Consider the following 26,756-nt stretch of genomic DNA (forward strand, 5'->3'; position numbering starts at 1 on the left):
AAAGGACTTTTTAATGAAAGACGCTACTCTTGCATTACATTACGGATATGACAAAGACAAACAAAAAACAATGCAAGTTCCTATTTATATGACAACTGCTTATGAATATGAAGATACTGACCATGCCGCAAGACTTTTTGATTTACAAGAAGAAGGAAATATATATACAAGAATAGGAAATCCGACAACAAGGGTTTTTGAAAAAAGAATTTCAGCTATTGAGAGAGGAATTGACGCACTTGCTACTGCAAGCGGAATGGCTGCGATTTTTTACGCTATATCTAACTTGATAAAAAGCGGTGATAACGTAATTATTTCAGACAAACTATATGGCGGCAGTATTACATTAAATACACAAACATTAAAACAGTTTAATATTGAAGCCAAATATTTTAATGTACACAACCCTGAAGAATTAAACGAATTGATTGATGAAAAGACCAAATTGATTTTAATAGAAAGTGTCGCAAATCCTGCGCTTACAGTACCGGAGTTTGATTCGATCATTGAGATTGCTAAGAGACACAACGTAATTGTAATATGTGACAATACAATAGCCACACCTTACGGTGTAAAACCGATTGAACTCGGTGTAGACATTGTAGTACACAGTGCAAGTAAATATATAGTCGGAAACGGAAGTGCCATTGCCGGGTGTATAATTGAAGCTCCTTTTGCAAAAGAAAAGCTAAAAACAGACAGATATCCGCAGTTTAACGAGCCTGACGAGAGTTACCACGGGCTTGTTTATAACGAAAAGTTTGAAAATCCTTTTATTGCAAGGGCAAGACTCGCTCTTTTAAGAGATTACGGGGCTGTGATTTCACCTTTTAACTCATGGTTACTTTTACAGGGACTTGAGCATTTGCATTTAAGAATTAAAGAACATTCTAATAATGCATTAAAAATTGCGAAATTTTTAGAAACACATCCTAAAATAAAAAAAGTTAATTATCCTTTTTTGGAAACTGACGTTAATTATGCATATGCAAAAAAATATTTAAAATATGCAGGAGGTATTGTAAGTTTTGAGGTTGAAAACTACGAAAGTGCTAAAAATATTGTGAAAAATTTAAAAATTTTCTCTTTGGTAACAAATATCGGTGACAGTAAATCTTTAGCTACACACCCTGCAAGTACAACACATCAGCAGCTTTCTCATGAAGAGCTTGAAGCAGCAGGAGTTCCGGAAGGTTTAATAAGACTCAGTATAGGGCTTGAAGATGTTGATGATTTGATTGATGATTTAAGGAACGCTATTGAAAAAACTAATTAAGCAAATATTTATCATTCCTATACTTTTTATGATTTTCGGCTTAATAGCTTTTAGTATATTTTATGCTTTTTTTATTGAAGATTTAACAAAAAAAGAATTTAAAAAAGTAAATGATGCCGTATTAAAAAACGAAAAAACTATTTTGGAAAAAAACATGAAATCTATACTTGATGCTGTAAACGGCATTAGGCTTTCGAGTTATAAAATCACCCATAACGTATTAAAGGAACTGCTAAATACAGTTTATAAAGATTATCTGAACAATAAAAAAGACTTAAAAAAATTTTTACAAATGCATCAAACAAAAAACATGTTTTTTTATATTGTTTCAAAAAATTTAGTTTATCCGGATATTTCTGAATCATTTATACAAATAGGAAAAAACAGATATTTAGTTGTAAATTATAAAAACCGGAAATATTTAGCGGTTGAAAAAAGATTATCTGACGGAACGATTTTAGGATTGGCTTATAAACTCGAAATTATAAAAAATATGATTAAAAACGAGATTATTGAGTTTATAAAAACAATAAACAAATCAAATAAACTGAATAATATAGCAATAGCGGAAATAACGGACTGGTTTGCAGAAAAAGGTACATTCGGTAAAGTTATTTATCATCCAATAAAATCATTTATCGGAAAAGAACTTGACCTAAACCAACCTGATGTAAAAGGTAAATATTATACAAAAGAATATTTTAACTGCTTAAAAAGAAAAGAAGGCTGTTTTGTAACATATTATTTTAAAAATCCTATAACACATATTGATGAGCCGAAAATAACATATTTTGCTATATACAGACCTTATAATTATATGTTTGTCAAAGGGTTTTATTATTCTCAGATTATTAAAGATATCGAATCGATACAAGAAGATATTATCAACGATGTTAGTGAGCTTTTAATCGTTACTCTTATATTATTGGTTGTTTTTGTATTAATAAGCTTTATTGTTTCATATATTATTTCTAAAAAAATAATGCAGCAAACAATAAAACAATATGAAAAACTTAAAAATAATTATGAAAAATCGCAAAAAGAACTTATGAAAAGAGTTTATTATGATAAGTTAAGCGGTTTGCCTAACAGAAACAAATTAATAGAAGATATAGACAGATACAAATCATTGTGTTTAATTGATATTGATGATTTTTCGGATCTAAACGATATTTTCGGATTTGAAATCGGAGACAAGATTCTGATTTTAATATCTGAAGTTTTATCCAAAAAATATAAAAACGTTTACAGAATCGGAAGTGATGAGTTTGCTATCGGGTTTGAATATAATATCGTTGAGGAAGATTTAAGGGAAATTGTGCATTTGGACATCAAATACAATGACATAAAAATCAATTTTTCCGTCGGTGCCAGTTCAATGAAAGGTAAGCTTTTAGAAACAGCCGAAACAGCATTAAAACTTGCATATAAAGACAAAGTGTTAAAGTATAAAATTTACGATGAAAAAATACAACAGTCCCAAAAAGAGAGACTGCAAAAGCTTCAGCAGTTATTGACAATATTAGAAAACGAAGACATAGTTCCATATTTTCAATGCGTTGTAAACAATAAGCAGCAGGTTGTTAAATATGAAGCGTTAATGAGAATTAGATATGACGGTAAAATACTTTCACCTGCCCACTTTATGGATTTAATTAAAGAGTTTAAATTATATAATTACTTTTCAAGAATAATGATTAAAAAAGTTTTTGAAAATTTAGACAAATTCAAGAACATACCGGTTTCGATAAATCTTTCTTATGTGGACATTGCAAACGAAGAGACAAAAAAACTGATTTATGATTTATTGGACAAAGACGGCAATACAAATGTAGTGTTTGAAATATTAGAAACAGAAAATATAGAACAGTTCGATAAGGTTATAGATTTCATATTCCATGTTAAAAGAAAAGGTATCAAAATCGCCATTGACGACTTTGGTAGTGGATATTCTAATTTAGTTAACATTTTGTATCTTAAACCTGATTATTTAAAAATTGATGCTTCGTTAATAAAAAATATCGATAATATTATGTATTTCGAAATTATAAAGTTTATAGTTATTTTTGCTAAAAAGTTCAATATTAAAACAATTGCAGAGTACGTAAGTGATGAAGAAAAGTTTTTGATATTGCAAAAATTGGGAATTGATGAGTTTCAAGGGTTTTATTTTTGTGAACCCCGTCCCATTGAAGAACTAATATGATAAAATTACACGAAAAAAGGCAGATATGAAGATTGAAACTAAAATAGCTAAATTTACTAAGCCTTTATATCTTGAGAGCGGCCGTATATTAGAACCATGGCAAATAATTTATGAAACATACGGTGAACTGAATGAAAAAAAAGACAATGTAATATTAATTACACACGCACTTTCAGGTTCTCACCATGCGGCAGGAATGTATGAAGGTGATAGAAAGCCGGGATGGTGGGATGGACTGATCGGTGATGGAAAAGCAATTGATACAACGAAATATTTTGTAATTTCAACAAATGTAATAGGAAGTTGTTTCGGTTCTACCTCTCCAATGTCTCCAATACATCCGGGCAGCAGCGAAAGATACAGACTTAAATTTCCTGTAGTTACGATAAAAGATATGGTAAAAGCACAAAAAATTCTTCTTGATTCTTTAGGCATAAGACACCTAAAAGCCATAGTCGGCGGCAGTATGGGTGGAATGCAGGCGTTAAGGTTTGCAGTTGATTTTCCTGGATTTTGTGAAAACATAATACCTATAGCCACAACATATCAAACTAAACCTTACGTGATTGCAATTAATAAGTCTATGATTGAAGCAATCAGGGCTGACAGTGAATTTAAAAACGGAAATTATGATCCGGATATTATTAAACAAAACGGTCTTAAAGGTCTTGCTGCAGCAAGAATGATAGGGTATTTAAACTATATTTCACCTAAAACTTTCGAACGTAAATTTGGTAGGGAATATGTTAAAACAGACGGTATGTTTGAATTGTTCGGAAGGTTTCAAGTAGAGAGTTATCTTGAATACAACGGTGCGATGTTTCCTAAATGGTTTGATCCGCTTAGTTATATTTATATATTAAAAGCTATATCACTTTTTGATATCAGCAGAGGTTTTGTCTCTCTTGAGGATGCTTTTTCACAAATTAAAGACAAACTTCATTTAATATCTTTCAGCGGTGACACTTTATTTTTTCCTGAAGAGATGAGAGATATTAAAAATTACATGGATAAAGTCGGCGGTAAATGTAATTATTTTGAAATAAATAGTGATTACGGGCACGACAGTTTTTTGGTCGAGCTTGAAAAGTTTGATTTTATTATCAGTGATATATTAAAAGGAGAAGTTTAATGCAAGACTTTGAAAAAAAATTAAAAGAAGCAAAAGAGCTTTTAGAAAAGTTAAATGATCCGGAAATCACACTACATGAAGCCATGGAATATTATAAAAAAGGTGTGAAACTTCTTGAGGAAGCCACTAAAATGATTGAAGAGGCTAAACTGCAGTTTCAAGAGATACAATGAAAATAGCTCTTTTACAAAGTGCGGAACTTCCCTTTGACAAAGCGAAATTAAATTATTATTTGAATATTGCAAAAAGCGAAGGAGCCAAACTTTTTGTGCTTCCGGAATACGTTTTAAACAGATTTTTTAAAGAAATAGAAAAAATACCGCTTAATTTTGTAAAAGAACAATCAAACCATCAACTTAAACTACTTAAGAAGCTTTCTTTAGTTTATAATATTACTATTTTAGCACCGCTGGTTGTGGTAAAAGGAAACAAAAAACATAAGGCGATTGTGAAATGTCAAAAAGGAAAGGCAAGGTTTTATTATCAACAAATATATATGCCTTACAACCATTGGAATGAAGAAAGTTTTTTTGATAAAAAGGAATCCAAACCTTTAATTTTCACTATTGGCAATGTAAGAATAGCTTCAATGTTTGGTTTTGAATCGCATTTTACTCCTTTTTGGGATTATTTTGCACAAAAGAAAGTCGATCTGGTTGTACTTCCGAGTGTCGGAACATTTAATTCTAAAAAACGATGGTTTGAAATGTTAAAAACTTTTGCATTTATAAAAAATATATATGTTGCAAGAGTTAATAGAGTGGGGGAATGGAATAATTGGCAGTTTTACGGTAACAGTTTCGTAATAAATCCCGACGGCGAACTTGTAAATTATTTGGGTGAAAAAGAGGAGCTTTTAATCTCTGCAATTGATAAAAAATTAGTAAAAGAAGCAAGAAAAGAGTGGAAGTTCAACAACCTCTCAAAAGAAATAACATTTTAGTCAAATATTTCTAAAATCTCATAAGCCGTGTTTCTTTTAGCCGGAATTTCACCTATATCTTTTATGAGTTCTATCATTTCCTGTTGATTCATTGCATTTTGAGCACCTGCGCTTCTGACGACATTTTCTTCCATCATTGTTGAACCTAAATCATTTGCACCGTACTGCAGTGCAAGCTGCCCTATATAACTTCCCTGGGTAACCCAGCTTGACTGGATATTTTTAAAATTATCCAAAAAAAGCCTTGCAACGGCAAGATATCTTAAATATCTGTTTGAAGAGGTTTTCTTTGTAACTATACCTTCTTTATATAAGGCGGTATTGTATGGTTGGAAACTCCACATAATAAACGCTCTGAATCCCCCTGTTTCATCCTGAAGCTCTCTTAGTAAGTTCCAATGCTCAACGATTTCTTCAATCGTTTCAACGGTTCCGAACATCATAGTTGCAGTTGTTTTCATACCGATTTGATGAGCAGTTTTATGAATTTCAAGCCATCTTGAAGTATCTATTTTTCTCGGTGCGATTATATCTCTTACCCTGTCGCTTAAAATTTCGGCACCGGCACCCGGAATTGAGCTTAAGCCTTTTTCTTTTAATCTTTCAAGCACTTCTTTTATAGATATTTTTGATACTTTTGCAATATAATCGATTTCAGGAGCAGAAAAACCGTGAATGGTTATTTGCGGGTATTTTTTATGAATATGTTCAACAAGGTTTTCGTAAAAATCGATTTTTAAATTAGGGTGTACTCCACCTTGAAATAATATTTGTGTTCCGCCGATTTCGATAAGTTCGTCAATTTTTTTATCAATTTCTTCAAAACTGAGAATATACGCATCATCGTCCCTTTTATGTCTATAAAATGCACAAAATTTACAATCTATACAGCAGATATTAGTATAATTGATATTTCTATCTACAATAAATGTGGTTATTTTTTTGGGATGAAGCTCTCTTTTTTTTGCTAAAGCCATTTCACCAAGCGTTATTAAATCTTCATTTTTTATCAAATCTATAGCTTTTTCTTTGGTAAGCCTCAAAATTACTCCTTTTTTTTCAATAATTTTGTATAATTCATAAGTATGTATTTGGTTTTTTCCGATAATAACAAAAAAGGTAGTAAAATGGAAGAAATGATAATAAAAATTTCCGAGAATGTGTTAGAAGAGCTGAAAAAAGTGCATAAACCGCCTTATCCACTGTATTATAAAAACGTATTTGTATCATTGGTAAGAAAAGAAGGTATTTTTGAAGAACTGAATCCGAAACTCCTTTGTGTAGAACCTGATATCAATGAAGCACTTCTTACAAAAACCGTAAAAACAATAAAAGAAGTAAATAATGTCTCAAAAGAAATTAAGCAGGATTCTGAAACATTGATTGAAGAAGTGGCTCCATTACAAATTGACGAAATAAAAGAAGCAATCATGCAATTTAGTGCGGGACTATTGCAAAAAATTAACAGGCTGGAAGAAACAGTTCATTCTTTAGAAGTAGAACTTGACAAAGCATATAAAGAACTTCTGATCGATCCGTTAACAAAAGTCTATAACAGAAAAGCTTTAAATAATGATTTAAATGAAATACTTGAAAAAGGAAAAGATAAAAATCTTGATTTGGTAATAGCTATAGTAGATTTGGATCTGTTTAAAGAAATTAACGATAAATACGGGCATCTTGTGGGTGATTTCGTTTTGATTAAAATTGCTAATATTATTAGAAAAATGATAAGAAAAGAAAATAAAATTTACAGATACGGCGGTGACGAGTTTATAATTGTATTTAACAGAATGACATTGGCTCAGGTTAAACCGATAATTCAAAGAATTGTTCATAAAATTGAAAGCACGTTATTAAAATATAAAGACGATCTTATTAAAGTAACTGTTTCTGTAGGTTTAACGCAACATAAACAAGGTGATACTTTTGATGAAATTATAAAAAGAGCCGACCACGCTTTATATCAGGCTAAAGTAAAGCGCAACGGATATGAAGTAAAGGAATAAAATGAGCATATTTGACGGCATTATAATTGCGATTACACTTATTTTAGCCATAAAAGGTTATTTCAACGGAATCATCAAGGAAGTCGCAGGACTGATCGGTATTATCGGAGGGCTTTTTTTAGCTTCTAAATTTTTTCATCAAACAGGTTTATATATAAATGATCATTTATTTCAAATACCGAATAAATCGGCAGTGGATTTAGTTGGATTTATTGTGGTTTTTGTAGGTTTTTGGGTATTAACGGTTTTTATCGGGTTTTTATTGGGAAAAATCTTAAAATTAAGTGCACTTGGTGCTTTGGATAAAATACTTGGTTTTATATTCTCCGGAGCCAAATTCTTTTTATTGGTTAGTATAATAGTGGCTATGCTATGGCAGGTCGCTTTTATAAGAGAAAAAATGCAAAATATTGCAAAAAACAGCTTTATGCTTCCCGTTTTAGTTAAAATTGGCAAAAAAATTATAAATATAACGCCTCAGGATTTAGAAAAATTAGGGAAAAATGTTAAAATTTCACACTTAATACAGACAAAGGATTCAGTGTATGTTTAGTAACGAATATGTAAAACTTAGAATGCAAAAAGCTGAAAAGTTAAAAGAAGCAGGCATTAACCCTTACGGGCACAATGCAAGCAGAGATACCAAAATAGCGGATTTTTTAGAAAAAAACAAAGACGTAGAGTCTCTTGAAAACAGACGTGACGAAAACAGAAAGTTTACTGTTGCGGGAAGAGTGAAGTTTTTAAGACTTATGGGGAAAGCCGCGTTTTTCAAGATTGAAGATATGACCGGTATTTTACAGGTGTATATGTCTAAAAACGAACTTGGAGACAAATTCAACCTGCTTAAAAAGAACCTTGAAGTTGGAGATATTGTTGAAGTAACAGGTTATCCGTTTGTTACTAAAACGGGAGAGCTCAGTATCCATGCGGACGATGTAAAAATACTTACAAAAGCTATCCATCCGCTACCTGAAAAATTCCACGGGCTTCAGGATGTAGAAACAAGATACAGACAAAGATATCTTGATATGATAATGAATAAAGATGTAAGAGATACGTTTTTATTAAGAAGTAAAATTGTTTCGTTAGTTAGGGAATTCTTCTTAAAACATGGATTTTTAGAAGTTGAAACTCCGATGCTTCACACTGTTGTGGGCGGTGCTAACGCAAGACCTTTTATGACACACCATAATGCTCTTGATATTGACATGAACCTCAGAATCGCACCTGAACTTTTCCTTAAAAGACTGATAGTGGGTGGATTCGAAGCCGTGTTTGAACTTAACAGAAACTTCAGAAACGAAGGGATTGACCATACACACAACCCTGAGTTTACTATGATAGAGTTTTACTGGGCTTATCATACTAAAGAAGATTTAATGAAATTAACTAAAGAGCTGTTTGATTATCTTTTTGAAAAATTAAATCTTCCTAAAAAACTTCAGTACGGTGATATGGTTATTGATTTCGATAACTGGACTACAATTACATATAGAGATTCTCTCATAAAAATCGGAAACGTTCCTGAAGAAATACTTGAAGATGTGAACGCAATGAAAAAATATCTAAAAGACCACGGTGTTGAACTTGAAGAACATATAGATTCTAAAGGTAAACTTTGGGCTGAACTTTTTGACGAGTTTGTTGAAAGTAAGCTTATCGATCCTACATTTGTAACTGATTTTCCAATCGAAATTTCTCCGCTTGCGAGAAGAAGCGATGAAAATCCAGAGATTGCAGAGAGATTTGAGCTGTTTATTGCAGGGCGTGAAATTGCAAACGGATTTAACGAACTTAACGATCCTCTTGATCAATACGAAAGATTCAAAGCTCAGCTTGAAGCTAAGGCTAAAGGTGATGAAGAAGGCATGGAAATGGATGAAGACTACATAAGAGCTCTTCAGTACGGAATGCCTCCTACTGCCGGTGAAGGAATAGGTATAGACAGACTTGTGATGCTTTTAACAAATTCACACTCTATTAAAGATGTGATTCTGTTCCCGACTATGAAACCTAAAAAAGAAATACAAAACGAAGACGACGTAAAATAAAAAAGGAGATATAAATGAGTTTAAGAGATTACGATATTGACGTTTATTCAATAATTGAAAAAGAACTTGAAAGACAAACAAACCACCTCGAAATGATTGCAAGTGAAAACTTCACTCTTCCTGAAGTTATGGAAGCTATGGGGAGTGTATTTACAAATAAATATGCTGAAGGTTATCCGTACAAAAGATATTACGGTGGATGTGAATACGCCGACTTAGTTGAACAGTTGGCAATTGACAGGGCAAAAGAGCTTTTCGGATGTGAGTTTGCAAACGTTCAGCCGCATTCTGGAAGCCAGGCAAACGGTGCCGTATATGTTGCACTTTTAAAACCTCTTGATAAACTACTTGGAATGGATCTAAGCAATGGAGGACACTTAACTCACGGTGCTAAGGTTAACTTCTCAGGTAAACATTATCACAGTTTCTCTTACGGAATTGATGAAAAAACCGGAAGAATCGATTACGACAGAGTAAGAGATATCGCAAAAATCACTAAACCTAAAATGATCGTTTGCGGTGCGAGTGCATACCCGAGAGAGATTGATTTCGCTAAATTTAGAGAAATCGCTGATGAAGTGGGTGCTATTTTAATGGCTGACGTAGCACATATTGCTGGTCTTGTGGTTGCAGGTGAGCATCCTCATCCGTTCCCTCACTGTGATGTTGTGACAACTACGACTCATAAAACATTAAGAGGACCAAGAGGCGGGCTTATCCTTACAAACAACGAGGAATACGCTAAAAAAATCAACAGTGCTATTTTCCCTGGAATTCAGGGTGGTCCATTAGTACACGTAATCGCAGCTAAAGCTGTAGGATTTAAAATGAACCTTCAGCCGAGCTGGAAAGAATACGCAAAACAGGTAAAAGCTAACGCTAAAGTACTTGCTGAAGTACTGCTTGAGAGAGGTTATGATATCGTTAGTGGTGGTACTGACAATCATTTAGTACTTGTAAGTTTCTTAAATAAAGAATTCAGTGGTAAAGAAGCTGAAGAAGCGCTTGGAAGAGCCGGAATTACTGTAAATAAAAACACAGTACCTGGTGAAAAAAGAAGTCCTTTTGTAACTTCAGGTATCAGAATCGGAAGCCCGGCACTTACTGCAAGAGGAATGAAAGAAGAAGAATTCAGATTGATTGCTACAAGAATTGCAGACGTTCTTGATGATATTTATAATCTTGAATTACAAGATAAAGTAGCGGCTGAGCTTAAAGAACTTGCAAGCAAATTCGTAATTTACGACAGACCTACATATTAATAAACGGGGGTTTCCCCCGCAACTGAAAAAGGAGAAAAATTGGCTTATACTGTCGATATTTCTTTAATAAAAATGAATAAATCCTACTATTATGAATATAAAGGTACAATTGTCAATAAAATTGTTTACAAAGGCAGAACATTTTTTGATAAATATGAGAAAATAAACAAACCTTTAACATATCAGATAATGAATGATCATGCTGAAAAAAAAATAATAGTTGCTCATGATTTAATTAACAGGCAAAGAAACATTGTGGAAAACATAGTGTTTGATTATAACGGCAGAGATCCTGAAAGATTTTGGAACAGGGCAAGTCTGTTATTAAGGGAAGAAGGGTTTTTAAATTTTACTGCATATCATTCAAAAACACCGGGACATTTGCACCTTTATATTCATAAAGGGCACACAACGTTAAATGAAGCGATACAGCTTGGAAAATCTCTTTCAATGAAATTGGCTTCTAAACTACCGAAACAATGGAGAGTTTTTCCGACTGACGAACTTCCGAGTGAATTCAATATTTTGAATTTGCCTTATGAACTATACAAAAAAGAACGTGGGGCTGCATGGTCAAAACACATGTAGCAAAAAGGAGTAACCATGCCGAATAAAGACGATTTATTAAACTTAAACGATAAAAAAAACTTAAAAAAACCTTTAATTTACGGAGCAATTGCATTTTTAGTATTTATTATTGCAATTTTAGGTTTTGCTATTTATAACAATACTGCTTCAAAACAGGATAATGTTGTTTTACCTCCTCAGATTCAGGAAGAAAAACAGGATACGATGTTTAGAGAAGTGCCTATAGAAGAGTCTGCTAAAATTACCGAAAATAACGATTTAGCAGATAAACTTATCAAAAAAGATGAAGAAAAAGCTGCACCTGCAACTGAAAATAAAACTGAACAATTAAAAGAAGAAAAACCTGTTCAAAAAGAAACTGCTGAAAAACCGGAAGTGGAAAAAGCTGCACCTAAACATGTTGTAAAAAAACCGACAGTTGCTACCAAAGGTAAATATTACGTTCAAGTAGCTGCTTTAATGAAATATAAAAAGCCAAATCAAAAATTTTTAAATTTAATTAAAAAAGAAGGTTACAATTACAGACTATATGAAACTTATTACGTAAAAGACGGTAAAAAAATTGATGTGGTAAAAATTTTAGTCGGACCTTTCAAAGATAAAACTACAGCAAAAAAAGAACTTAAAAAAATCAAAGAAACAATTACACAAAACGCGTTTATTTATAAGGTTAAATAATGGTATATGACAAGTTTTTAGTTGATGAGTTTTCTCCCATAGCAATATACAATCAAATAAAACGCCTTTTCCCGAAAGAAAGGCTTTTTTTATTTGAAAGTGTTATAAACAACACAGACGGAAATTATACTTTTTTATTTCTTGGTGAAAGAGAAACAATTAAATATCAAAATGAAAAAACTTATTATTTTGACGGAGATAAAGAAAAAATTTATGATACGGACCCATTTTCTTTTATGAAGGACTATTATAAAAAAATAGACTTTGATTATTATAAAAAACTCTCTCACGATTTACAAATAGGTTTTATCGACGGATTCGTAGGATATATCGGTTATGATATGGTAAAAGTCTTTGAACCGGTACTAAAAGAAAGTATGGATAATTTAATAGATGAAACAAATATTCCAGATTTTTATATGATAAGACCAAAAATAGTAATAGGATTCTCCCATAAATCGTCGGAGTTGACTATAGTTATCAATGACGAAAATTATAAGAATTATCTTTATATAATGAAAGATATAATCAATTCTACTTATAAACATATTCCACTGCAAAAAGCGCAAATTTTAGAAGAACCTAAATTTGTTTTTTCAAAAGAAAAATTTTATAAAATGGTTGAAACCGCAAAAGAGCACATCAAGGCAGGAGATATTTTTCAAATAGTTCTTTCTAATAGATTGAAAGTAAAAGCGAAAATAGACAGACTTTCTTTTTACAGAAAATTAAGAAGTAAAAATCCGTCTCCGTATCTTTATTTTATTGATATTGACGATTTTGCAATTATCGGAAGTTCTCCTGAAGTAATGGTTAGGTTAAATGAGGGAATGATACTTCTTAGGCCTATTGCAGGTACACGTAAAAGAGGGGATACGCTTAAAAAAGATCTTGAAATGGAACACGATATGTTAAACGATCCTAAAGAGGTTGCTGAACATATTATGCTTGTGGATCTCGGAAGAAACGATGTGGGGCGTGTAGCAAAAGCCGGCAGTGTTGAAGTTGAAGAACTTATGAGAGTTGAGAGATATTCCCATGTTATGCATATGGTAAGCGACGTTGTTGCGGAAATAGACCCTAAATATGATATGTTTGATTTGTTTAAAGCCACTTTTACAGCAGGTACCATGACTGGGGCGCCTAAAATAAAAGCAATGGAGCTTATCGCTAAATATGAAGGTCTTAAAAGAGGTTATTATGCTGGCAGCGTAGGCTATTTTGGTTTTGACGGCAATATGGATACCGCAATTACTATACGAACCGCCCTTGTTAAAGATGACGAGGTTATTTTCCAGGCGGGGGCGGGTGTAGTTGCCGACAGTAAACCTGAACTTGAATATAAAGAAGTAAATAATAAATTGGGAGCGTTGGTAGCTACTCTCAAAGAATTGTAAAGGATGAAAATGGGGGTTGTTAGAAGTTATTTAGGCTCAAAGGTGTATTATAGACCTCAAGGTTTTTTAGATGCAAGTAATGCTTCTTTAATTATTACTCCTAACGATATAAAAAACTTTGAAACACGTAAAATAAAATATGTCAGCATTGATTTTGCAAAAGTAATTAGTGCAAATATCAATGCAATTAGATTCTTAAACGATATTTTTGAAACTCTTTATAAAAAAGATATTGAATGCAGTTTTTTTAACGTTAACAAAAGTGTATATGATTTGGTATTAAAAATAGACAACAGATTTTTTAACATATATGAATCGGAAGAAGTTGAAAAACTTTTTACAAGTGACGAAATTATAGATAAAGACATTTATCTTTGTTGTATAAATAATGATGAAAATAAAAACCTTATAATATATCATTTGGTAAAAAAAGGGTATATGCCAATATCCGTAAATGACGAGTCAGAAATCAAAAACACAGAGAATGCAATTGTTATAAAAAACAGCATTATTTCGAAATTTTCTAATAGGGTAAGCGCTATTGTTAAAAACAACATAGTATATTTTTATTTTGACGGTTTTTTGGATACAAGTTTATCGCAAAAATTTGATATTGATTATTTTAGAAGAAGTTTAAGTATCGGATTTAGAATTTTTGTGTTTAATATGAATAATGTAAAAGGTTTAAATATACATGCCGTAAGTTTTCTTACAAAATTAGGTGTAGAAAGTGCTGAGTACGGTGCATTGATGGCGATAGTCGGACTTAATGCAAAAAATGTTCAACCTAAAATGCTTACCGATTTGGAAGATGTCGGGTTTTTATTCTTTGCGGATGAAGATGAGCTTATGAATTCGGAAGCGCTCGAAGAAGCAAAAAAACACATGGATGTTATCTATAAAAAGCAGAAAAAAATAACAAAAGAACTTGTAAATCTTCTTCCTTATTTCGTAAATTCAACTATTGATACTGTTCAGTTGATGACAGGTATCGAAGCAAAAAAAGAAAAACCTGAATTAACTAAAATTGAATTTGATTTATCAAATAATAACTATGTTACGAGTTCATTAGGTTTTTACGGTGATATAGACGGGATGGTGGTGTTGATTTTCAGTGAAAAGTTGACTAAAAACATTTCGAGAATTCTTTTGGGAGAAGAAGCTAAAACGAAAGAAGAATTACATGATATTGTGGCGGAGTTTGCAAATATTATCGTTGGTAATACCAAAACCGAATTTGCAAAACACGATGTACAAATCAATATGACATTACCTAAAGTTTTTGACGATTTGGAAAGCTTGAAATCTTTGGTAGCTGAGAAAAAAGCTATTGAAGTAAAATTCTATTTTGATGATGATGAATTTTATTTTTATTTAACACGTTAAAGGTTGTATATGTTTTTGATATTCGGAAACCCAGTTTCTCATTCTAAGTCTCCTTTGATGCACAATTATTTTTTTAAAAAAAGTAACATTAAAGAGTGTTACGGAAGATATAAGCTTGAAAACGGTGAAGAAATTATTGATAAATTTAAAGAACTTAAAATTAAAGGTGCAAACGTTACAGTACCTCATAAAGAACATGCGTTTAAACTTGCCGATGAAGTGAGGGGAATTGCAAAAGAAATAGGTGCGGTGAATACTCTTGTTGAAGAAAACGGAAAAGTAATCGGTTACAATACAGATGCTCCCGGCTTTCTTGAAGCGGTTAAAGAATTTGAATATGAAAGCGTTTTAATAATAGGAGCGGGGGGTACCGCAAAAGCTCTTAGTCTTGTTTTCCCTAATGCACATATTTTAAACAGAAGTGAAGGCAGACTTCAGTATTTCAGAAACAAAGGTCTTAAATCTTTTACATGGGATGAATTTAAAACAAACAGTTATGATTTAATTATCAACACCACAAGTGCGGGGCTTAGTGATGATAATTATCCGGCCCCACAAAATATTTTAAAAGAACTGTTTTCAAAAGCAAAATACGCCGTTGATGTAATTTACGGAAAAGAAACACCGTTTTTAAAACTTGCAAAGCAATATAATCTTAAAACAAAAACAGGTCTTGATATGCTTGTATATCAGGGAGTGTTGGCAATGGAGCTGTTTTTGGGTAAAGAGCTGGATAAGAAAAAAACGGCTGAAATTTATTTTGAAATATTAAGGTAACGGCTCGTCTTTTAATTCCACCTGTGCCCCTAAGGCTTTGAATTTTTCCGTTAGTTTTTCATATCCTCTGAAAAGGTGGTAAATTCTGTGTACGTTTGTTTCGCCTTTTGCTATCAGTCCCGCGAGCACCAATGCTGAAGAGGCTCTTAAATCCGTAGCCATTACATCTGCACCGACTAACGGAGTAGGGCCTTGGATTGTAGCGGTTTTACTCTGGATTTTTATATTAGCTCCGAGTCTGTTTAGTTCCGGTACGTGCATAAACCTGTTTTCAAACAGTCTCTCTTCAATTATACTGACACCCTCTGCCTGTGTGGCAATTGCCATAAACTGTGCCTGCATATCGGTAGGAAATCCAGGGAATTCGGTTGTTGAAATGTTAGTAGGAAGAATTTTTTGTGCTGGAAAAATAGTAATTTCGTTTTCGGTTGCTTCGAGTTTGAATCCCATTTGCGAAAACTTTACAAGTACGCTTTCAAGATGTGCGGGGATAACGTTTTTAAGTGTTATCTGTGAATTTGTTATAGCACCTGCGGCAAGGTATGTTCCGGCTTCGATTCTGTCGGGAATTATTCTTTCTTCTTTAAAGTTTAAAAGTTCACCGTCGCTACCGTGTACGATTATTTCGTTTGTTCCGATTCCTTCAATCTCCACTCCTGCGTTTTGCAGTATTTCACAAAGTTGGATAACTTCCGGTTCTTTTGCAGCGTTTATAATCCTTGTTTTACCTTTTGCGAGAGCTGCGGCCATTACGATATTTTCCGTACCTGTTACGGTTATTTTATCAAAGATGATGTCGGCTCCTGAGAGTTTACCTGTTGCATGGATATAACCGCCTTCAATTTTTATTTCAGCTCCCATAGCTTCAAGTGCTTTTAAATGCAAATCAACCGGTCTTGCACCTATAGCACATCCGCCGGGAAGCGAAACTTTGCACTCTCCGAATCTTGAAAGAAGAGGCCCGAGTACAAGAATAGAAGCCCTCATTGTTTTTACGATTTCATATACGGCGGTTGTATTGTTTATTCCGGCTGTATTTATTTTTAAACTGTTGTTTTCAAATTGATATTCGGCACCCAAAAGGCTAAAAAGTTTAAGAAGTGTTTTAACATCCGCAACTTCCGGAACGTTTGTCAAAAACACGTCGTTTTTAGCCAAAATTGTTGATGCGATTATCGGAAGCGCTGCGTTTTTGGCACCGCTTATTTCTATACTTCCGCTAAGTTTGGGAGTCTGTTTAATATTAAGATATTTATACATTTTCAAAACTTTTAAGTAATTTTATTTCATCCGCCCATATTTCAGGCTCTATTGTTTCAAGTACCAGCGGAATATTGTCTATTCTGCTGTCCTGCATAATAAATTTAAATGCGTCTATTCCTATTTCGCCTTTTCCGAGTGAGTGGTGTCTGTCCACACGGCTTGCGAATTTGGCCTTAGAGTCGTTTATATGCATACCTTTAAGATATTTAAATCCGACTATTTCGTCAAATTCCTGCATTGTTTTTTCATATGCTTCTTTTGTTCTTATATCATATCCGGCAGCAAAAATGTGAGCCGTATCAATACATACACCGATTCTGCTTTTATCTTCAATATTATCTATAATATATGCGAGATGTTCAAATTTATATCCTAAATTACTTCCCTGTCCGGCAGTAGTTTCAAGTACAAGAGTTGCATATTCGGTATCTTTGATGGCTCTATTGATATTTTCACTTATTAAATCCAGACACTCTTCTTCGCTTATTTTTTTAAGATGACTTCCGGGATGGAAGTTTAAATATTTTAATCCAAGCTGTTCAACACGTCTGATTTCGTCCACAAACGCGTTATATGATTTTTCTCTTTTGTCTTCTTCAGGATGTCCGAGATTAATAAGATAACTGTCGTGAGGTAATACACCATCAGCAATAAAACCGTGTTCTTCCATTAACTCTTTGAATTTATTTATAGATTTTTCACTTAATGGTTTTGCAACCCACTGTCTTTGGTTTTTTGTAAAAAGAGCAAAACCGTTTGCACCGATATCCACTGCGTTTTTTACGGCGTTTTCCACTCCGCCGCTTGCACTTACGTGTGCACCTACATATTTCATTAAGACCCTTTTTGTCGGAATTTTATCAAAAAAAAGAAAAAAGCTTAAGAAAGCTTAGGCCAGAGAAGTTTACCGTTAGGGTTTGCCACCATGTGGATATGAAGATGGAAAACTTCTTGTCCGGCATTGCTTCCGTTATTTGTAATTAGCCTGTAATCGGTAATATTAAGCTCTTTAGCAACGTTTTTAATAAATTCTGCAAGTTCAGGCATAAGTTCCGCCGGAGTTTCGTCAAATTTCGCAAAATGTTCTTTCGGGATAATTAACACATGCACCGGAGCAATAGGGTTTATATCATGAAACGCTAAAAATTTATCGTTTTCCAATACTTTGTTTGAAGGAATTTCACCTTTTACTATTTTACAGAAGATACAATCCATTGAAAGGCTCCTTTTTTTTTGGTAGTATTATACCTAAAAAATAAAAGGACTGTTTTGGTGGATTTATCAGAAATTAGCAAAGTTTTAGACCTTGAAGAACTTGAAAAAACAAGAGTTAAACTACTTGGTAAAAACGGTGTTATTACACAAAAATTCAAAGAGCTTAAAAACGTAGCCCCTGAAAAGAAAAAAGAGGTGGCTAAAGAACTTAACGAATTAAAAGAAAAAGCATTGGCTTTAATAGCCGAGAAAAAACAAGAGCTTGAAGAAAAGCTGTTGGAAGAGCAGCTAAAAAAAGAAAAAATCGACGTTACGAGCTTTGTTCCCAAAGCTACGGGGGCAATGCATCCGATAACCGAAACTATGAATAAAATTATAGACTTTTTCACTAAGCTAAACTTCAGTGTCGAAACAGGACCTTTGGTTGAGGACGATTTTCATAACTTTGAAGCGTTAAACCTTCCGAAATACCATCCTGCAAGGGATATGCAAGATACATTTTATTTTAAAGACGGAACTCTTCTAAGAACACACACTTCTCCTGTGCAGATCAGAACAATGAAAAAACAAAAACCTCCTATCAGAATGATAAGCCCGGGAGCGGTATTCAGAAGGGATTACGATTTAACACACACTCCGATGTTTCATCAGGTAGAAGGATTAGTGGTTGATGAAGCGGGTAAAGTTAGTTTTGCGAATCTGAAATTTATACTTGAGAGTTTTCTGATTCATATGTTCGGAGACGTAAAGGTCAGATTCAGACCTTCGTTTTTCCCTTTTACGGAACCGAGTGCGGAAGTAGATATCAGCTGTATATTCTGTGAAGGCAAAGGGTGCAGGGTTTGCTCTCACACCGGATGGCTTGAAGTGTTAGGATGCGGGGTTGTAGACCCGAACGTATTTAAAGCGGTAAGATATGAAAATGTAAGCGGTTACGCTTTTGGTTTAGGAGTTGAGAGATTTGCAATGTTATTGCACAGAATCAACGATTTAAGAAGTATGTACGAAGGAGATATCAGACTTATGGAGCAGTTTAAATGATAGTAACAAGAAGATGGCTTGAGGAATTTATAGATTTAAAAAATATATCAACTCAGGAAATAATAGATACATTAAATAGAATAGGTCAGGAAGTTGAAGGTTATAAGAAATTTGAAGTTCCTCAAAACGTTGTAATCGGAAAAGTTATCGAGTGCGAAAAACATCCGAATGCCGATAAACTAAACGTGTGTAAAGTGGATGTTGGTGATGAAGTGCTGCAAATTGTTTGCGGAGCGAGTAATGTTGTAAATGCCGAATATGTTGTTGTTTCAAAAGTCGGAGCGGTACTTCCGGGTGATTTCAAAATCAAAAAAGCAAAACTCAGAGGCGTGGAAAGCCACGGAATGATCTGTGCAGCAAGGGAAATAGGTTTACCTGACTTTCATGAGGGTATTATAATAATGGATGATTCGCTGGGTGAGCTTAAAATCGGTGAGTACGCAGGAAAATATTTAAACGATGAAGTAATCGAACTGGGTGTTACCGCAAACAGGGGAGACAGTTTCAGTATTTACGGTATTGCAAGGGAACTCAGTGCCGGATTAAATATTGATTTGAAAAATATCGAATACTCTTTTGAAGAACTTCAGGAAGGAATCGGAAGGGTTGTAAACGTATCGAAAAGTGAAGTAAAACACTCTTCTCATTTATTAAGAGCAATAAACGGAGAGCTTAAATCTAATTTAAAAATTGATTTAAGACTTGCTTTATGTGAAGTTGATTTTAAAAACGAGCAGGATAAAGTAGTAAAATATTCTATGCATGCGACGGGTGTACTGCTTGTGCTAAGCAACATCGGAGAAGTTTCTTTTGAAAGCGAAAAAGGAATAGATAAATTTGTTACGAAAACCGGAGATTATATTGTCGGTGTTAAGAATAATATTGAACTAAGTGAGAACACGAGTTACGTAATCAATGCAAACTACATTGATCCTGAATACGTAAGTGAAATCGTATTTTTAAACGGTCTTAAAACGGATGAGTATTTTTTCAGGGCAAGCAGAGGAAGTGAACCAGATTTGGAATTCGGAGTAAATTATTTTATCAATGAAACGAAACTCCCTGTTTATTCAGGCAATATCGATTTAATTAATGAAATACCTGCGAGATATATCAATCTTAATATTGAAGAAATTAGAAATATAATTGGTGCGGATATTGATGAAAAAACAGTAGTTGAAATATTAAAAAAACTAAATTTTGAAGTAGAAGTAATCAATGAAGAAAATATGAAAATAAAAGTACCTTCATTCAGAAACGATATTAAAAACATTCAGGATGTTGCTGAAGAAATATTAAGAATTTACGGTATCGATAAAATAGAATCGAAACCTCTTTATTTCAAAGAAACTAACAGAATTAATTCTATTATTGAATTTCATGAATTTATTAATGAACTTAAATATAAAGCTATATCACAAGGGTTTTATGAAACACTTCATTTTGTATTCGATGATAAAGAAAGGCTTCAAAAATACGGATTTAGCATAGTTGATGAGCATTTGGACTTAATCAACCCGATTGTTAAAGAACTTGATACGTTAAGAAGTACGTTACTGCTTCAATTGTTGGAAGATATTGCAAGAAACAGGGCAAACGGATATAAAAGAATTTACCTGTTTACTACAGGAAGTGTATATAACAGAAAAAGAGAAGAATCTCAAAAAATAGCATTTGTAATAAGTGGATATGAAGATTATGAAAACCCTATAAACCACGGTAAACCTAAAAATGTTGAATTTAAAACTATGGTTGACAAACTTGCGCAGATTATAGGTGAATTTGAACTTGTAGAGAATGATTCGCATCCTATTGCGCATCCTTATCAAAACGCCAAAATTATTCAAAACGGAATGCCGATAGGAGTTGTTGCCAAACTACATCCTAAAGTTGCAAAAGAGTTTAATATCGATGATACATATTTTGCGGAAATCGATCTTTCTAAACTTAAAAATGAAATGAAACTTGCAAAAGATATAAACAAATTCCCTAAAGTAACAAGGGATTTGAGTCTTGTTGTGGACAAAGACACTCCGTATAAAGAAATATTTAAAATTATCGACTCTTTAGGAATTAAAGAGCTTAAAGATTTTTATCCGATAGATATATATGATTTGGGTGAAAACAACTCACTTACCATAAGATTTGTTATTCAGGGTGAAAAAACATTAACAGATTCAGAAATAAATGCTATAATGGAGAAAATTTTAAATCAACTGGAGAGTAAAGGAATTAAGCTTAGATGATTTTAACAGTAGTTGGCGGTAGAAAGTTTGAAGAAGAGTTTATTGTAGACGCTGATAAATCTATCTCGCACAGATGTGCGATTTTCTCTCTTTTAACTAACGGTAAAAACACAATTAAAAACTATCTTCGTGCGGAAGACACTATGAATTCTCTTGAAATCGCAAAAGCTCTCGGCGCAAAAGTCGAAGATGACGGCGAAACAATAACAATACAGGCTCCTAAAACACTACAAGAAGCGGAAGATGTTTTATACTGCGGTAATTCAGGCACCACTATTAGAATTTATATGGGACTGTTGGCAGGAATTGACGGATTTTTCGTATTGACCGGTGATCAGTATTTAAGACGCCGTCCTATGAAAAGGGTGGCTGAGCCTTTAAGAAGTATAGGTGCGAAAATAGACGGTAGAAAAAACGGGGATTTGGCTCCTTTAGCCGTTAGAGGCGGTAAACTTAAATCATTTAATTATGTAAGTAAAATCGCTTCCGCACAGGTTAAATCCGCTATGATTTTAGCGGCATTGAATGCGGACAAACCTTCATATTACGAAGAACCGATGCTGAGCCGTGACCATACGGAAAGAATGCTTAAAGGCATGGGGGCTAAACTTGAATGTATAATGGAAAATGGAAAATGGAAAGTTAAGATATATCCACTTGAAAAGAAACTTGAGCCGTTAAACATTGAAGTACCGAATGATCCGAGCAGTGCGTTTTTCTTTGCCGTGGCGGCGGCTATTACGGATTCAACGGCAATTATTAAAAACGTAACACTAAACCCTACGAGAATTGAAGCATATAAAGCGCTTGAGCGAATGGGTGCTGATATCGAGTATGTTTTAAAAGAAGACAAATACGAACCGATAGGCGATATCATCGTAAAAGGCGCAAAATTAAGTGCTATAGAAGTAAGTGACAATATTCCTTGGCTAATAGATGAACTACCCGCACTTGCAATGGCCATGGCTGTAGCTGAAGGTAAAAGCGTCGTAAAAAATGCAAAAGAACTGAGAGTAAAGGAATCCGACAGAATCTCTACCGTAATTAACGGACTGAAAGCTTGCGGAATCGAAGCGAAAGAGTTTGAAGACGGTTATGAAATTACCGGCGGAATTCCGAAAAAAGCAAAAATAGATTCGCATGGAGACCACAGAATAGCTATGAGCTTTGCCGTTTTAGGACTTCTTTGCGGAATGGAAATTGAAAAAGCGGAAAGTATCAATACGTCTTTTCCGAATTTCTTTAAACTTTTTGAAAAAATAGCTGATTTTAAGGTAAATGATGATAATTGAAAAGGCTAAAAGTTACGGATTTTGCTTTGGTGTTAAAAGAGCGGTTGAAATTGCCGAAGAATCTCAAAATGCCGTTACTTTAGGTCCGCTTATTCATAATCCTTTGGAAATTGAAAGACTTGCTAAAAATTATAATGTAAAATACGTTGAAACCATAGAAGATATTGATGAAAACGTAAAAAGGGTAATCGTTAGAACTCACGGTATTCCTAAAGACAAACTCCAAAATCTAAAAGAAAAAAATGTTGAGATTATAGACGCAACCTGTCCTTTTGTAAAAAAACCTCAGGAAATTGTAGAAGAAATGAGCAAACAAGGTTATGATATCGTTATTTTCGGTGATAAAAACCACCCGGAAATTCAAGGGGTTATGAGCTATTCTGTACATAACAGGGTTTATGTCGTATTGGATCCCAAAGAGCTTGAAGGTATCAGATTGAAAGAGCATATTGCAACAGTGGCTCAAACAACAAGAAAAATTAACGATTATCTTAAAATAACAAATTATTTGATCCAAAACTATAAAGAAGTCAGAGTTTTTAATACAATATGTAATGCGACTTTTGAAAATCAGGATGCGGTCAGAGAACTTGCAAAAAAAGCGGATATAATGATAATTATAGGCGGCAAAAACTCGTCAAACACAAAACAGTTATATAATATAGCAAAAGAGTTTTGCGAAGCCTACTTGGTTGAAAGTGAAGAAGAGTTAAAAAAAGAGTGGTTTGAAGGTAAAAAGCACTGCGGGATAAGCGCAGGTGCTTCTACACCGGAATGGTTGGTTGAAAAAATAATCTCAAGAATAAAGGAATTAGCATGAGTGAATTAAAAGTTGGAGATGTAGTAGAGTTCAAAATTGAAAAGTTAATCAAAGGCGGTTTTGTTGGTTATGTTGACGGACAGGAAATATTCCTTCCGAAAAGTCTTAGCGGTCTTAAAGAAGATGAAAGCGTAATAGGAAAAACTGTAAAAGCATATGTGAAAGAATTTAAGCAAAATTCAGTTGTAGTTGATAGAAAAGCGTATTTAAACGATATAAAAGCAAAACTTGAAAGCAAAGCGGATGAAGTTATCGACGCTGTTGTTACAAAAGTGAAACCTAAAGGTATTGTAATCGATGTGGACGGTATAAGCGGTTTTGTACCAAAAGAAGAAATTTTTTACAAAAAAATAGACCACAGACAATATATTAGTGAAGGTGATGAAGTTCAGGTTAAACTTATTGATCCTGTGAGAAGAATATTCTCAATTAAAAAAACACTTCCGAATCCGTGGGAAGAAGTTAAAGAACTTAACATCGGAGATGTGGTCAAAGTAAGTGTTTCTCATATAACCGATTACGGTGCGTTTGTAGATCTCGGTAACGGTGTTGAAGGTTTCTTACATATCAGCGAAATAAACTGGGACGGAATTAACGACCTTACATTAGGCGACGAAATTGAAGTGGAAATCGTTGAAATCAATCCTGAAGAAGAAAAATTAAGAGTTTCAAGAAAAAACCTGCTTACAAAACCTGCCGTAATATTTAACGAAAATCACAATGTTGGCGATATCGTCGAAGGTGTTATTACAAAATTCATCAATGTTGGTGCGTTTGTAGAAATAGACGGTATAAGCACACTTCTTCCTAATAAATTCGCATCATTTAAAAAAGGTGAAAAAGCAAACGAAATATTCAATATCGGCGATAAACTTGAATTCAAAATAATCACTATATCTCCTGAAGAAAACAAAGTTATCGTATCAAGAAAAGACGCTATGCCTAATCCTTATGATTCGTTCGCTCAAACTCATCAGGTAGGTGACGAAGTTGAAGGTAAAGTTAAATATATTACAGATTTCGGTATGTTTATTGATTTAGGCGATATTGAAGCTCTTGTAAGAAAAGAGGACTTTAATAACGAATATAATATCGGAGACGAGTTTAAAGGTAAAATTATCGAAATTAACGGTGAGAGAGTAAAACTTGCTGAATGAAATTAGTAATTTTTATTTTAACGGCTATAATTACAGCAATATTGTTTGTGACTTATGATAAAATTTCACAGCCGGATATTGAGAGAATTCAACCAACCGAACAAAATATAACAAAAATATCAACCAAGGGAGATGTTTTAAAACTCTCTTTTAATTCCTATACCTTTCCGGCAAGAGAACTTTTTATGAAAATTGATTTTAAAGAGTATAAAAATATTATACTCTATAAAGTTGTAATTAACGCAAACGACGAATATGCTATATTCAATATAAAAGCAATACTTGAAAACGAAGGTATAGCTTATTCGATGCTTGAAAAGAAAAAGACGGAAATTTTTATTTTATTTAAATCATTGCAACAAGCTGAAAAAGTTATTAAATTATTTAAAAGTTATAATTTCAAAATAAAAATAGAAAAAATAATAAAAAGGATATAAATGAAAGTAGTAGTTTGTGACCCGATACATCCTGCTGGATTTGAAATATTAAAAAATGCTAAAGACATCGAACTTGTAGATGCAAGTAGAACTCCGAAAGACGAACTTCTAAAAGTAATAGAAGATGCAGACGGTGTAATTACAAGAAGCCCGACTCCTGTAGATGAAAAATTCCTCTCACACGCAAAAAAATTAAAAGCGGTAGTAAGAGCCGGTGTAGGTGTTGACAATGTTGATATGGAAGCGGCAAGCAAAAAAGGTGTTATTATTATGAACGTGCCTACCGCTAACACATTGGCTGCGGTGGAACTTACAATGGCTCATTTACTGACTGCTGCAAGAAGTTTTACAAATGCAGTATGGAACTTGAAAAAAGAGCATGAGTGGAACAGGGAAAAGTGGCTTGGAATCGAGCTTGCAGGTAAAAAACTCGGAATCATCGGTTTCGGTAATATCGGAAGCCGTGTAGGTATCAGAGCAAAAGCACTTGAAATGGACGTAATTGCGTACGATCCTTATATCGATCCGAGCAAAGCAACTGATCTTGGATGTAAATATACGACTGATTTTGAAGAGATTTTAAAATGTGATTTTATTACAATCCACACTCCGAAAACAAAAGAAACAATAAATATGATTACTAAAAAAGAAATCGAAAAAATGAAAGACGGAGTAGTGCTTATTAACTGTGCAAGAGGTGGACTTTACAATGAAGAAGACGTTGCGGAAGCTCTTAAATCCGGAAAAATCGCTTGGCTTGGAATAGATGTATTCAACAAAGAACCTCTAACTGAGCATCCTTTTTTTGAACTTGAAAACACTTCTGTTACACCTCACATAGGTGCTAATACAAAAGAATCACAAGAAAGAATCGCAATCCAGGCTGCAGAAGGTATTATTGAAGCACTAAGAGGCAGCAGTTATCCGAATGCCCTTAACCTTCCTATCAATACCGCAAACACACCTGAATGGGTTATCAAATATCTTGAACTGTCTCAAAAAATGGGATATATCCTGTCACAGGTTATTAATAAATCGATCAAAAAAGTAAAAGTAAACCTAAGTGGTGACATTTCAAAAGAAGATAAATCGGTTCTGACTTTTACACTTGTAGGACTTTTACAAAACATTACCGAAAACGTAAACTACGTAAATGCTGAATTCCTCGCAACTGAAAAAGGAATTGTTACAGAAACTAAAGAAATTAAAAACGACACTTACAAAAACCTTGTAAATATCAAAGTAATTACGGATGACGGGGAATATTCAATCAGTGGAACAATGCTTGAAGAGCATCCGAGAATTGTTGAGTTTAAAGACTTTGACCTTGAATTCGAACCTAAAGGTAAAATGATCTTCTTTAAAAATACCGACGTACCTGGAGTAATTGGTGAGGTTGGTATGACACTTGCTAAAAACAATATAAATATCGCTGATTTCAGACTCGGTAGAAACAAAGAAGGTCAGGCTATGGCGGTAATTATAGTAGATAATGAAGTAAATGAAGACGTACTAAACGAGTTAAGAAACTTAAAAGCCGCGTTAAGCGTCGGATATGCTGAAATATAATTAAGTTG

The 26,756-nt window shown here is 33.5% G+C and carries 25 protein-coding genes; 21 read left to right on the forward strand and 4 right to left on the reverse strand.

What is annotated here, in order from left to right:
* Positions 1 to 13 precede the first annotated feature (13 nt).
* The 5 genes from NAMH_RS04395 to NAMH_RS04415 are packed head-to-tail and all read left to right on the forward strand — an operon-like array spanning position 14 to position 5,557.
* On the forward strand, positions 14 to 1,276 hold the full coding sequence (locus tag NAMH_RS04395) for an O-acetylhomoserine aminocarboxypropyltransferase/cysteine synthase family protein (protein ID WP_015902754.1): 1,263 nt from the start codon (positions 14 to 16) through the stop codon (positions 1,274 to 1,276).
* Entirely contained in the window at positions 1,260 to 3,482 is a 2,223-nt protein-coding gene (locus NAMH_RS08995; RefSeq protein WP_015902288.1) for an EAL domain-containing protein, read from the forward strand. The genes NAMH_RS04395 and NAMH_RS08995 overlap by 17 nt, the downstream gene beginning before the upstream one ends.
* A 25-nt stretch (positions 3,483 to 3,507) precedes the next feature.
* Entirely contained in the window at positions 3,508 to 4,614 is a 1,107-nt protein-coding gene (gene metX, locus NAMH_RS04405) for a homoserine O-acetyltransferase MetX (RefSeq protein WP_012663844.1), read from the forward strand.
* On the forward strand, positions 4,614 to 4,787 hold the full coding sequence (gene xseB, locus NAMH_RS04410) for an exodeoxyribonuclease VII small subunit (RefSeq protein ID WP_015902492.1): 174 nt from the start codon (positions 4,614 to 4,616) through the stop codon (positions 4,785 to 4,787). The genes metX and xseB overlap by 1 nt, the downstream gene beginning before the upstream one ends.
* The gene (locus NAMH_RS04415; protein WP_015902044.1) at positions 4,784 to 5,557 is read left to right on the forward strand and encodes a carbon-nitrogen hydrolase family protein; all 774 of its coding nucleotides are present in this window, start codon (positions 4,784 to 4,786) and stop codon (positions 5,555 to 5,557) included. Before xseB ends, NAMH_RS04415 begins: the two co-directional genes overlap by 4 nt.
* Here NAMH_RS04415 and NAMH_RS04420 read toward each other — a convergent pair.
* Positions 5,554 to 6,600: a dehypoxanthine futalosine cyclase gene (locus NAMH_RS04420; RefSeq protein WP_015901739.1), complete on the reverse strand. Its 1,047-nt coding sequence runs from the start codon at positions 6,598 to 6,600 to the stop codon at positions 5,554 to 5,556. The two genes, NAMH_RS04415 and NAMH_RS04420, sit on opposite strands and share 4 nt — an antisense overlap.
* An 84-nt stretch (positions 6,601 to 6,684) precedes the next feature.
* Between NAMH_RS04420 and NAMH_RS04425 the strand changes: the two genes are divergently transcribed.
* Genes NAMH_RS04425 through NAMH_RS04465 form a run of 9 tightly spaced genes read left to right on the forward strand, consistent with a single transcriptional unit; the run spans position 6,685 to position 15,708 of the window.
* Positions 6,685 to 7,566, forward strand: coding sequence for a GGDEF domain-containing protein (locus tag NAMH_RS04425; protein ID WP_012663603.1), 882 nt, complete (start codon positions 6,685 to 6,687; stop codon positions 7,564 to 7,566).
* A gap of 1 nt (position 7,567) precedes the next feature.
* Positions 7,568 to 8,119 (forward strand): CvpA family protein, encoded by a 552-nt coding sequence (locus NAMH_RS04430; protein WP_015901807.1) that lies wholly within the window; start codon positions 7,568 to 7,570, stop codon positions 8,117 to 8,119.
* On the forward strand, positions 8,112 to 9,620 hold the full coding sequence (lysS, locus tag NAMH_RS04435; RefSeq protein WP_015902796.1) for a lysine--tRNA ligase: 1,509 nt from the start codon (positions 8,112 to 8,114) through the stop codon (positions 9,618 to 9,620). The genes NAMH_RS04430 and lysS overlap by 8 nt, the downstream gene beginning before the upstream one ends.
* Before the next feature lie 14 nt (positions 9,621 to 9,634).
* On the forward strand, positions 9,635 to 10,882 hold the full coding sequence (locus tag NAMH_RS04440; protein WP_012663732.1) for a serine hydroxymethyltransferase: 1,248 nt from the start codon (positions 9,635 to 9,637) through the stop codon (positions 10,880 to 10,882).
* A 39-nt stretch (positions 10,883 to 10,921) separates the two neighbouring features.
* Entirely contained in the window at positions 10,922 to 11,470 is a 549-nt protein-coding gene (locus tag NAMH_RS04445; protein ID WP_015902149.1) for a DUF1882 domain-containing protein, read from the forward strand.
* Between the two features lie 15 nt (positions 11,471 to 11,485).
* Positions 11,486 to 12,148: an SPOR domain-containing protein gene (locus tag NAMH_RS04450; protein WP_015902231.1), complete on the forward strand. Its 663-nt coding sequence runs from the start codon at positions 11,486 to 11,488 to the stop codon at positions 12,146 to 12,148.
* Positions 12,148 to 13,545 (forward strand): anthranilate synthase component I family protein, encoded by a 1,398-nt coding sequence (locus tag NAMH_RS04455; protein ID WP_012663796.1) that lies wholly within the window; start codon positions 12,148 to 12,150, stop codon positions 13,543 to 13,545. The genes NAMH_RS04450 and NAMH_RS04455 overlap by 1 nt, the downstream gene beginning before the upstream one ends.
* Positions 13,546 to 13,554: 9 nt before the next feature.
* A complete protein-coding gene (locus tag NAMH_RS04460; protein WP_015901721.1) occupies positions 13,555 to 14,931 on the forward strand; it encodes a chemotaxis protein CheX in 1,377 nt (458 codons plus the stop codon).
* 9 nt (positions 14,932 to 14,940) lie between these two features.
* Complete coding sequence (locus NAMH_RS04465) at positions 14,941 to 15,708, forward strand: shikimate dehydrogenase (RefSeq protein ID WP_015902743.1); 768 nt, start codon at positions 14,941 to 14,943, stop codon at positions 15,706 to 15,708.
* Here the strand turns inward: NAMH_RS04465 and murA are convergent.
* Genes murA through NAMH_RS04480 form a run of 3 tightly spaced genes read right to left on the reverse strand, consistent with a single transcriptional unit; the run spans position 15,700 to position 18,186 of the window.
* Positions 15,700 to 16,968: a UDP-N-acetylglucosamine 1-carboxyvinyltransferase gene (murA, locus tag NAMH_RS04470; protein ID WP_015902696.1), complete on the reverse strand. Its 1,269-nt coding sequence runs from the start codon at positions 16,966 to 16,968 to the stop codon at positions 15,700 to 15,702. The two genes, NAMH_RS04465 and murA, sit on opposite strands and share 9 nt — an antisense overlap.
* Entirely contained in the window at positions 16,961 to 17,806 is an 846-nt protein-coding gene (gene nfo, locus NAMH_RS04475; protein WP_015901995.1) for a deoxyribonuclease IV, read from the reverse strand. Before nfo ends, murA begins: the two co-directional genes overlap by 8 nt.
* A 44-nt stretch (positions 17,807 to 17,850) precedes the next feature.
* The gene (locus NAMH_RS04480; RefSeq protein ID WP_015902048.1) at positions 17,851 to 18,186 is read right to left on the reverse strand and encodes a histidine triad nucleotide-binding protein; all 336 of its coding nucleotides are present in this window, start codon (positions 18,184 to 18,186) and stop codon (positions 17,851 to 17,853) included.
* 54 nt (positions 18,187 to 18,240) lie between these two features.
* Between NAMH_RS04480 and pheS the strand changes: the two genes are divergently transcribed.
* Genes pheS through serA form a run of 7 tightly spaced genes read left to right on the forward strand, consistent with a single transcriptional unit; the run spans position 18,241 to position 26,748 of the window.
* A complete protein-coding gene (gene pheS / locus NAMH_RS04485; protein ID WP_012663707.1) occupies positions 18,241 to 19,227 on the forward strand; it encodes a phenylalanine--tRNA ligase subunit alpha in 987 nt (328 codons plus the stop codon).
* Positions 19,224 to 21,473 carry a phenylalanine--tRNA ligase subunit beta gene (gene pheT, locus NAMH_RS04490; RefSeq protein ID WP_015902428.1) on the forward strand — a complete coding sequence of 750 codons (2,250 nt, stop codon included), beginning with the start codon at positions 19,224 to 19,226 and terminating at the stop codon, positions 21,471 to 21,473. Before pheS ends, pheT begins: the two co-directional genes overlap by 4 nt.
* Entirely contained in the window at positions 21,470 to 22,765 is a 1,296-nt protein-coding gene (aroA, locus tag NAMH_RS04495) for a 3-phosphoshikimate 1-carboxyvinyltransferase (protein WP_012663996.1), read from the forward strand. Before pheT ends, aroA begins: the two co-directional genes overlap by 4 nt.
* On the forward strand, positions 22,755 to 23,585 hold the full coding sequence (locus tag NAMH_RS04500) for a 4-hydroxy-3-methylbut-2-enyl diphosphate reductase (RefSeq protein ID WP_015902640.1): 831 nt from the start codon (positions 22,755 to 22,757) through the stop codon (positions 23,583 to 23,585). The genes aroA and NAMH_RS04500 overlap by 11 nt, the downstream gene beginning before the upstream one ends.
* Positions 23,582 to 24,742 (forward strand): S1 RNA-binding domain-containing protein, encoded by a 1,161-nt coding sequence (locus tag NAMH_RS04505; protein ID WP_015901904.1) that lies wholly within the window; start codon positions 23,582 to 23,584, stop codon positions 24,740 to 24,742. The genes NAMH_RS04500 and NAMH_RS04505 overlap by 4 nt, the downstream gene beginning before the upstream one ends.
* Entirely contained in the window at positions 24,739 to 25,179 is a 441-nt protein-coding gene (locus NAMH_RS04510; RefSeq protein ID WP_015902503.1) for a hypothetical protein, read from the forward strand. The genes NAMH_RS04505 and NAMH_RS04510 overlap by 4 nt, the downstream gene beginning before the upstream one ends.
* A complete protein-coding gene (serA, locus tag NAMH_RS04515) occupies positions 25,180 to 26,748 on the forward strand; it encodes a phosphoglycerate dehydrogenase (protein WP_012664006.1) in 1,569 nt (522 codons plus the stop codon).
* Positions 26,749 to 26,756 lie beyond the last annotated feature (8 nt).

This window comes from Nautilia profundicola AmH (genome assembly GCF_000021725.1).
GTDB lineage: Bacteria > Campylobacterota > Campylobacteria > Campylobacterales > Nautiliaceae > Nautilia > Nautilia profundicola.

Excerpts from the sequence above, each read along its gene's own strand:
- NAMH_RS04395 (WP_015902754.1), top strand. The coding sequence starts at position 14 with ATGAAAGACGCTACTCTTGCATTACATTACGGATATGACAAAGACAAA.
- metX (WP_012663844.1), top strand. The coding sequence starts at position 3,508 with ATGAAGATTGAAACTAAAATAGCTAAATTTACTAAGCCTTTATATCTT.
- xseB (WP_015902492.1), top strand. The coding sequence starts at position 4,614 with ATGCAAGACTTTGAAAAAAAATTAAAAGAAGCAAAAGAGCTTTTAGAA.
- NAMH_RS04415 (WP_015902044.1), top strand. The coding sequence starts at position 4,784 with ATGAAAATAGCTCTTTTACAAAGTGCGGAACTTCCCTTTGACAAAGCG.
- NAMH_RS04425 (WP_012663603.1), top strand. The coding sequence starts at position 6,685 with ATGGAAGAAATGATAATAAAAATTTCCGAGAATGTGTTAGAAGAGCTG.
- NAMH_RS04430 (WP_015901807.1), top strand. The coding sequence starts at position 7,568 with ATGAGCATATTTGACGGCATTATAATTGCGATTACACTTATTTTAGCC.
- lysS (WP_015902796.1), top strand. The coding sequence starts at position 8,112 with ATGTTTAGTAACGAATATGTAAAACTTAGAATGCAAAAAGCTGAAAAG.
- NAMH_RS04440 (WP_012663732.1), top strand. The coding sequence starts at position 9,635 with ATGAGTTTAAGAGATTACGATATTGACGTTTATTCAATAATTGAAAAA.
- NAMH_RS04450 (WP_015902231.1), top strand. The coding sequence starts at position 11,486 with ATGCCGAATAAAGACGATTTATTAAACTTAAACGATAAAAAAAACTTA.
- NAMH_RS04455 (WP_012663796.1), top strand. The coding sequence starts at position 12,148 with ATGGTATATGACAAGTTTTTAGTTGATGAGTTTTCTCCCATAGCAATA.
- NAMH_RS04460 (WP_015901721.1), top strand. The coding sequence starts at position 13,555 with ATGGGGGTTGTTAGAAGTTATTTAGGCTCAAAGGTGTATTATAGACCT.
- NAMH_RS04465 (WP_015902743.1), top strand. The coding sequence starts at position 14,941 with ATGTTTTTGATATTCGGAAACCCAGTTTCTCATTCTAAGTCTCCTTTG.
- murA (WP_015902696.1), bottom strand. The coding sequence starts at position 16,968 with ATGTATAAATATCTTAATATTAAACAGACTCCCAAACTTAGCGGAAGT.
- nfo (WP_015901995.1), bottom strand. The coding sequence starts at position 17,806 with ATGAAATATGTAGGTGCACACGTAAGTGCAAGCGGCGGAGTGGAAAAC.
- NAMH_RS04480 (WP_015902048.1), bottom strand. The coding sequence starts at position 18,186 with ATGGATTGTATCTTCTGTAAAATAGTAAAAGGTGAAATTCCTTCAAAC.
- pheT (WP_015902428.1), top strand. The coding sequence starts at position 19,224 with ATGATAGTAACAAGAAGATGGCTTGAGGAATTTATAGATTTAAAAAAT.
- aroA (WP_012663996.1), top strand. The coding sequence starts at position 21,470 with ATGATTTTAACAGTAGTTGGCGGTAGAAAGTTTGAAGAAGAGTTTATT.
- NAMH_RS04500 (WP_015902640.1), top strand. The coding sequence starts at position 22,755 with ATGATAATTGAAAAGGCTAAAAGTTACGGATTTTGCTTTGGTGTTAAA.
- NAMH_RS04505 (WP_015901904.1), top strand. The coding sequence starts at position 23,582 with ATGAGTGAATTAAAAGTTGGAGATGTAGTAGAGTTCAAAATTGAAAAG.
- NAMH_RS04510 (WP_015902503.1), top strand. The coding sequence starts at position 24,739 with ATGAAATTAGTAATTTTTATTTTAACGGCTATAATTACAGCAATATTG.
- serA (WP_012664006.1), top strand. The coding sequence starts at position 25,180 with ATGAAAGTAGTAGTTTGTGACCCGATACATCCTGCTGGATTTGAAATA.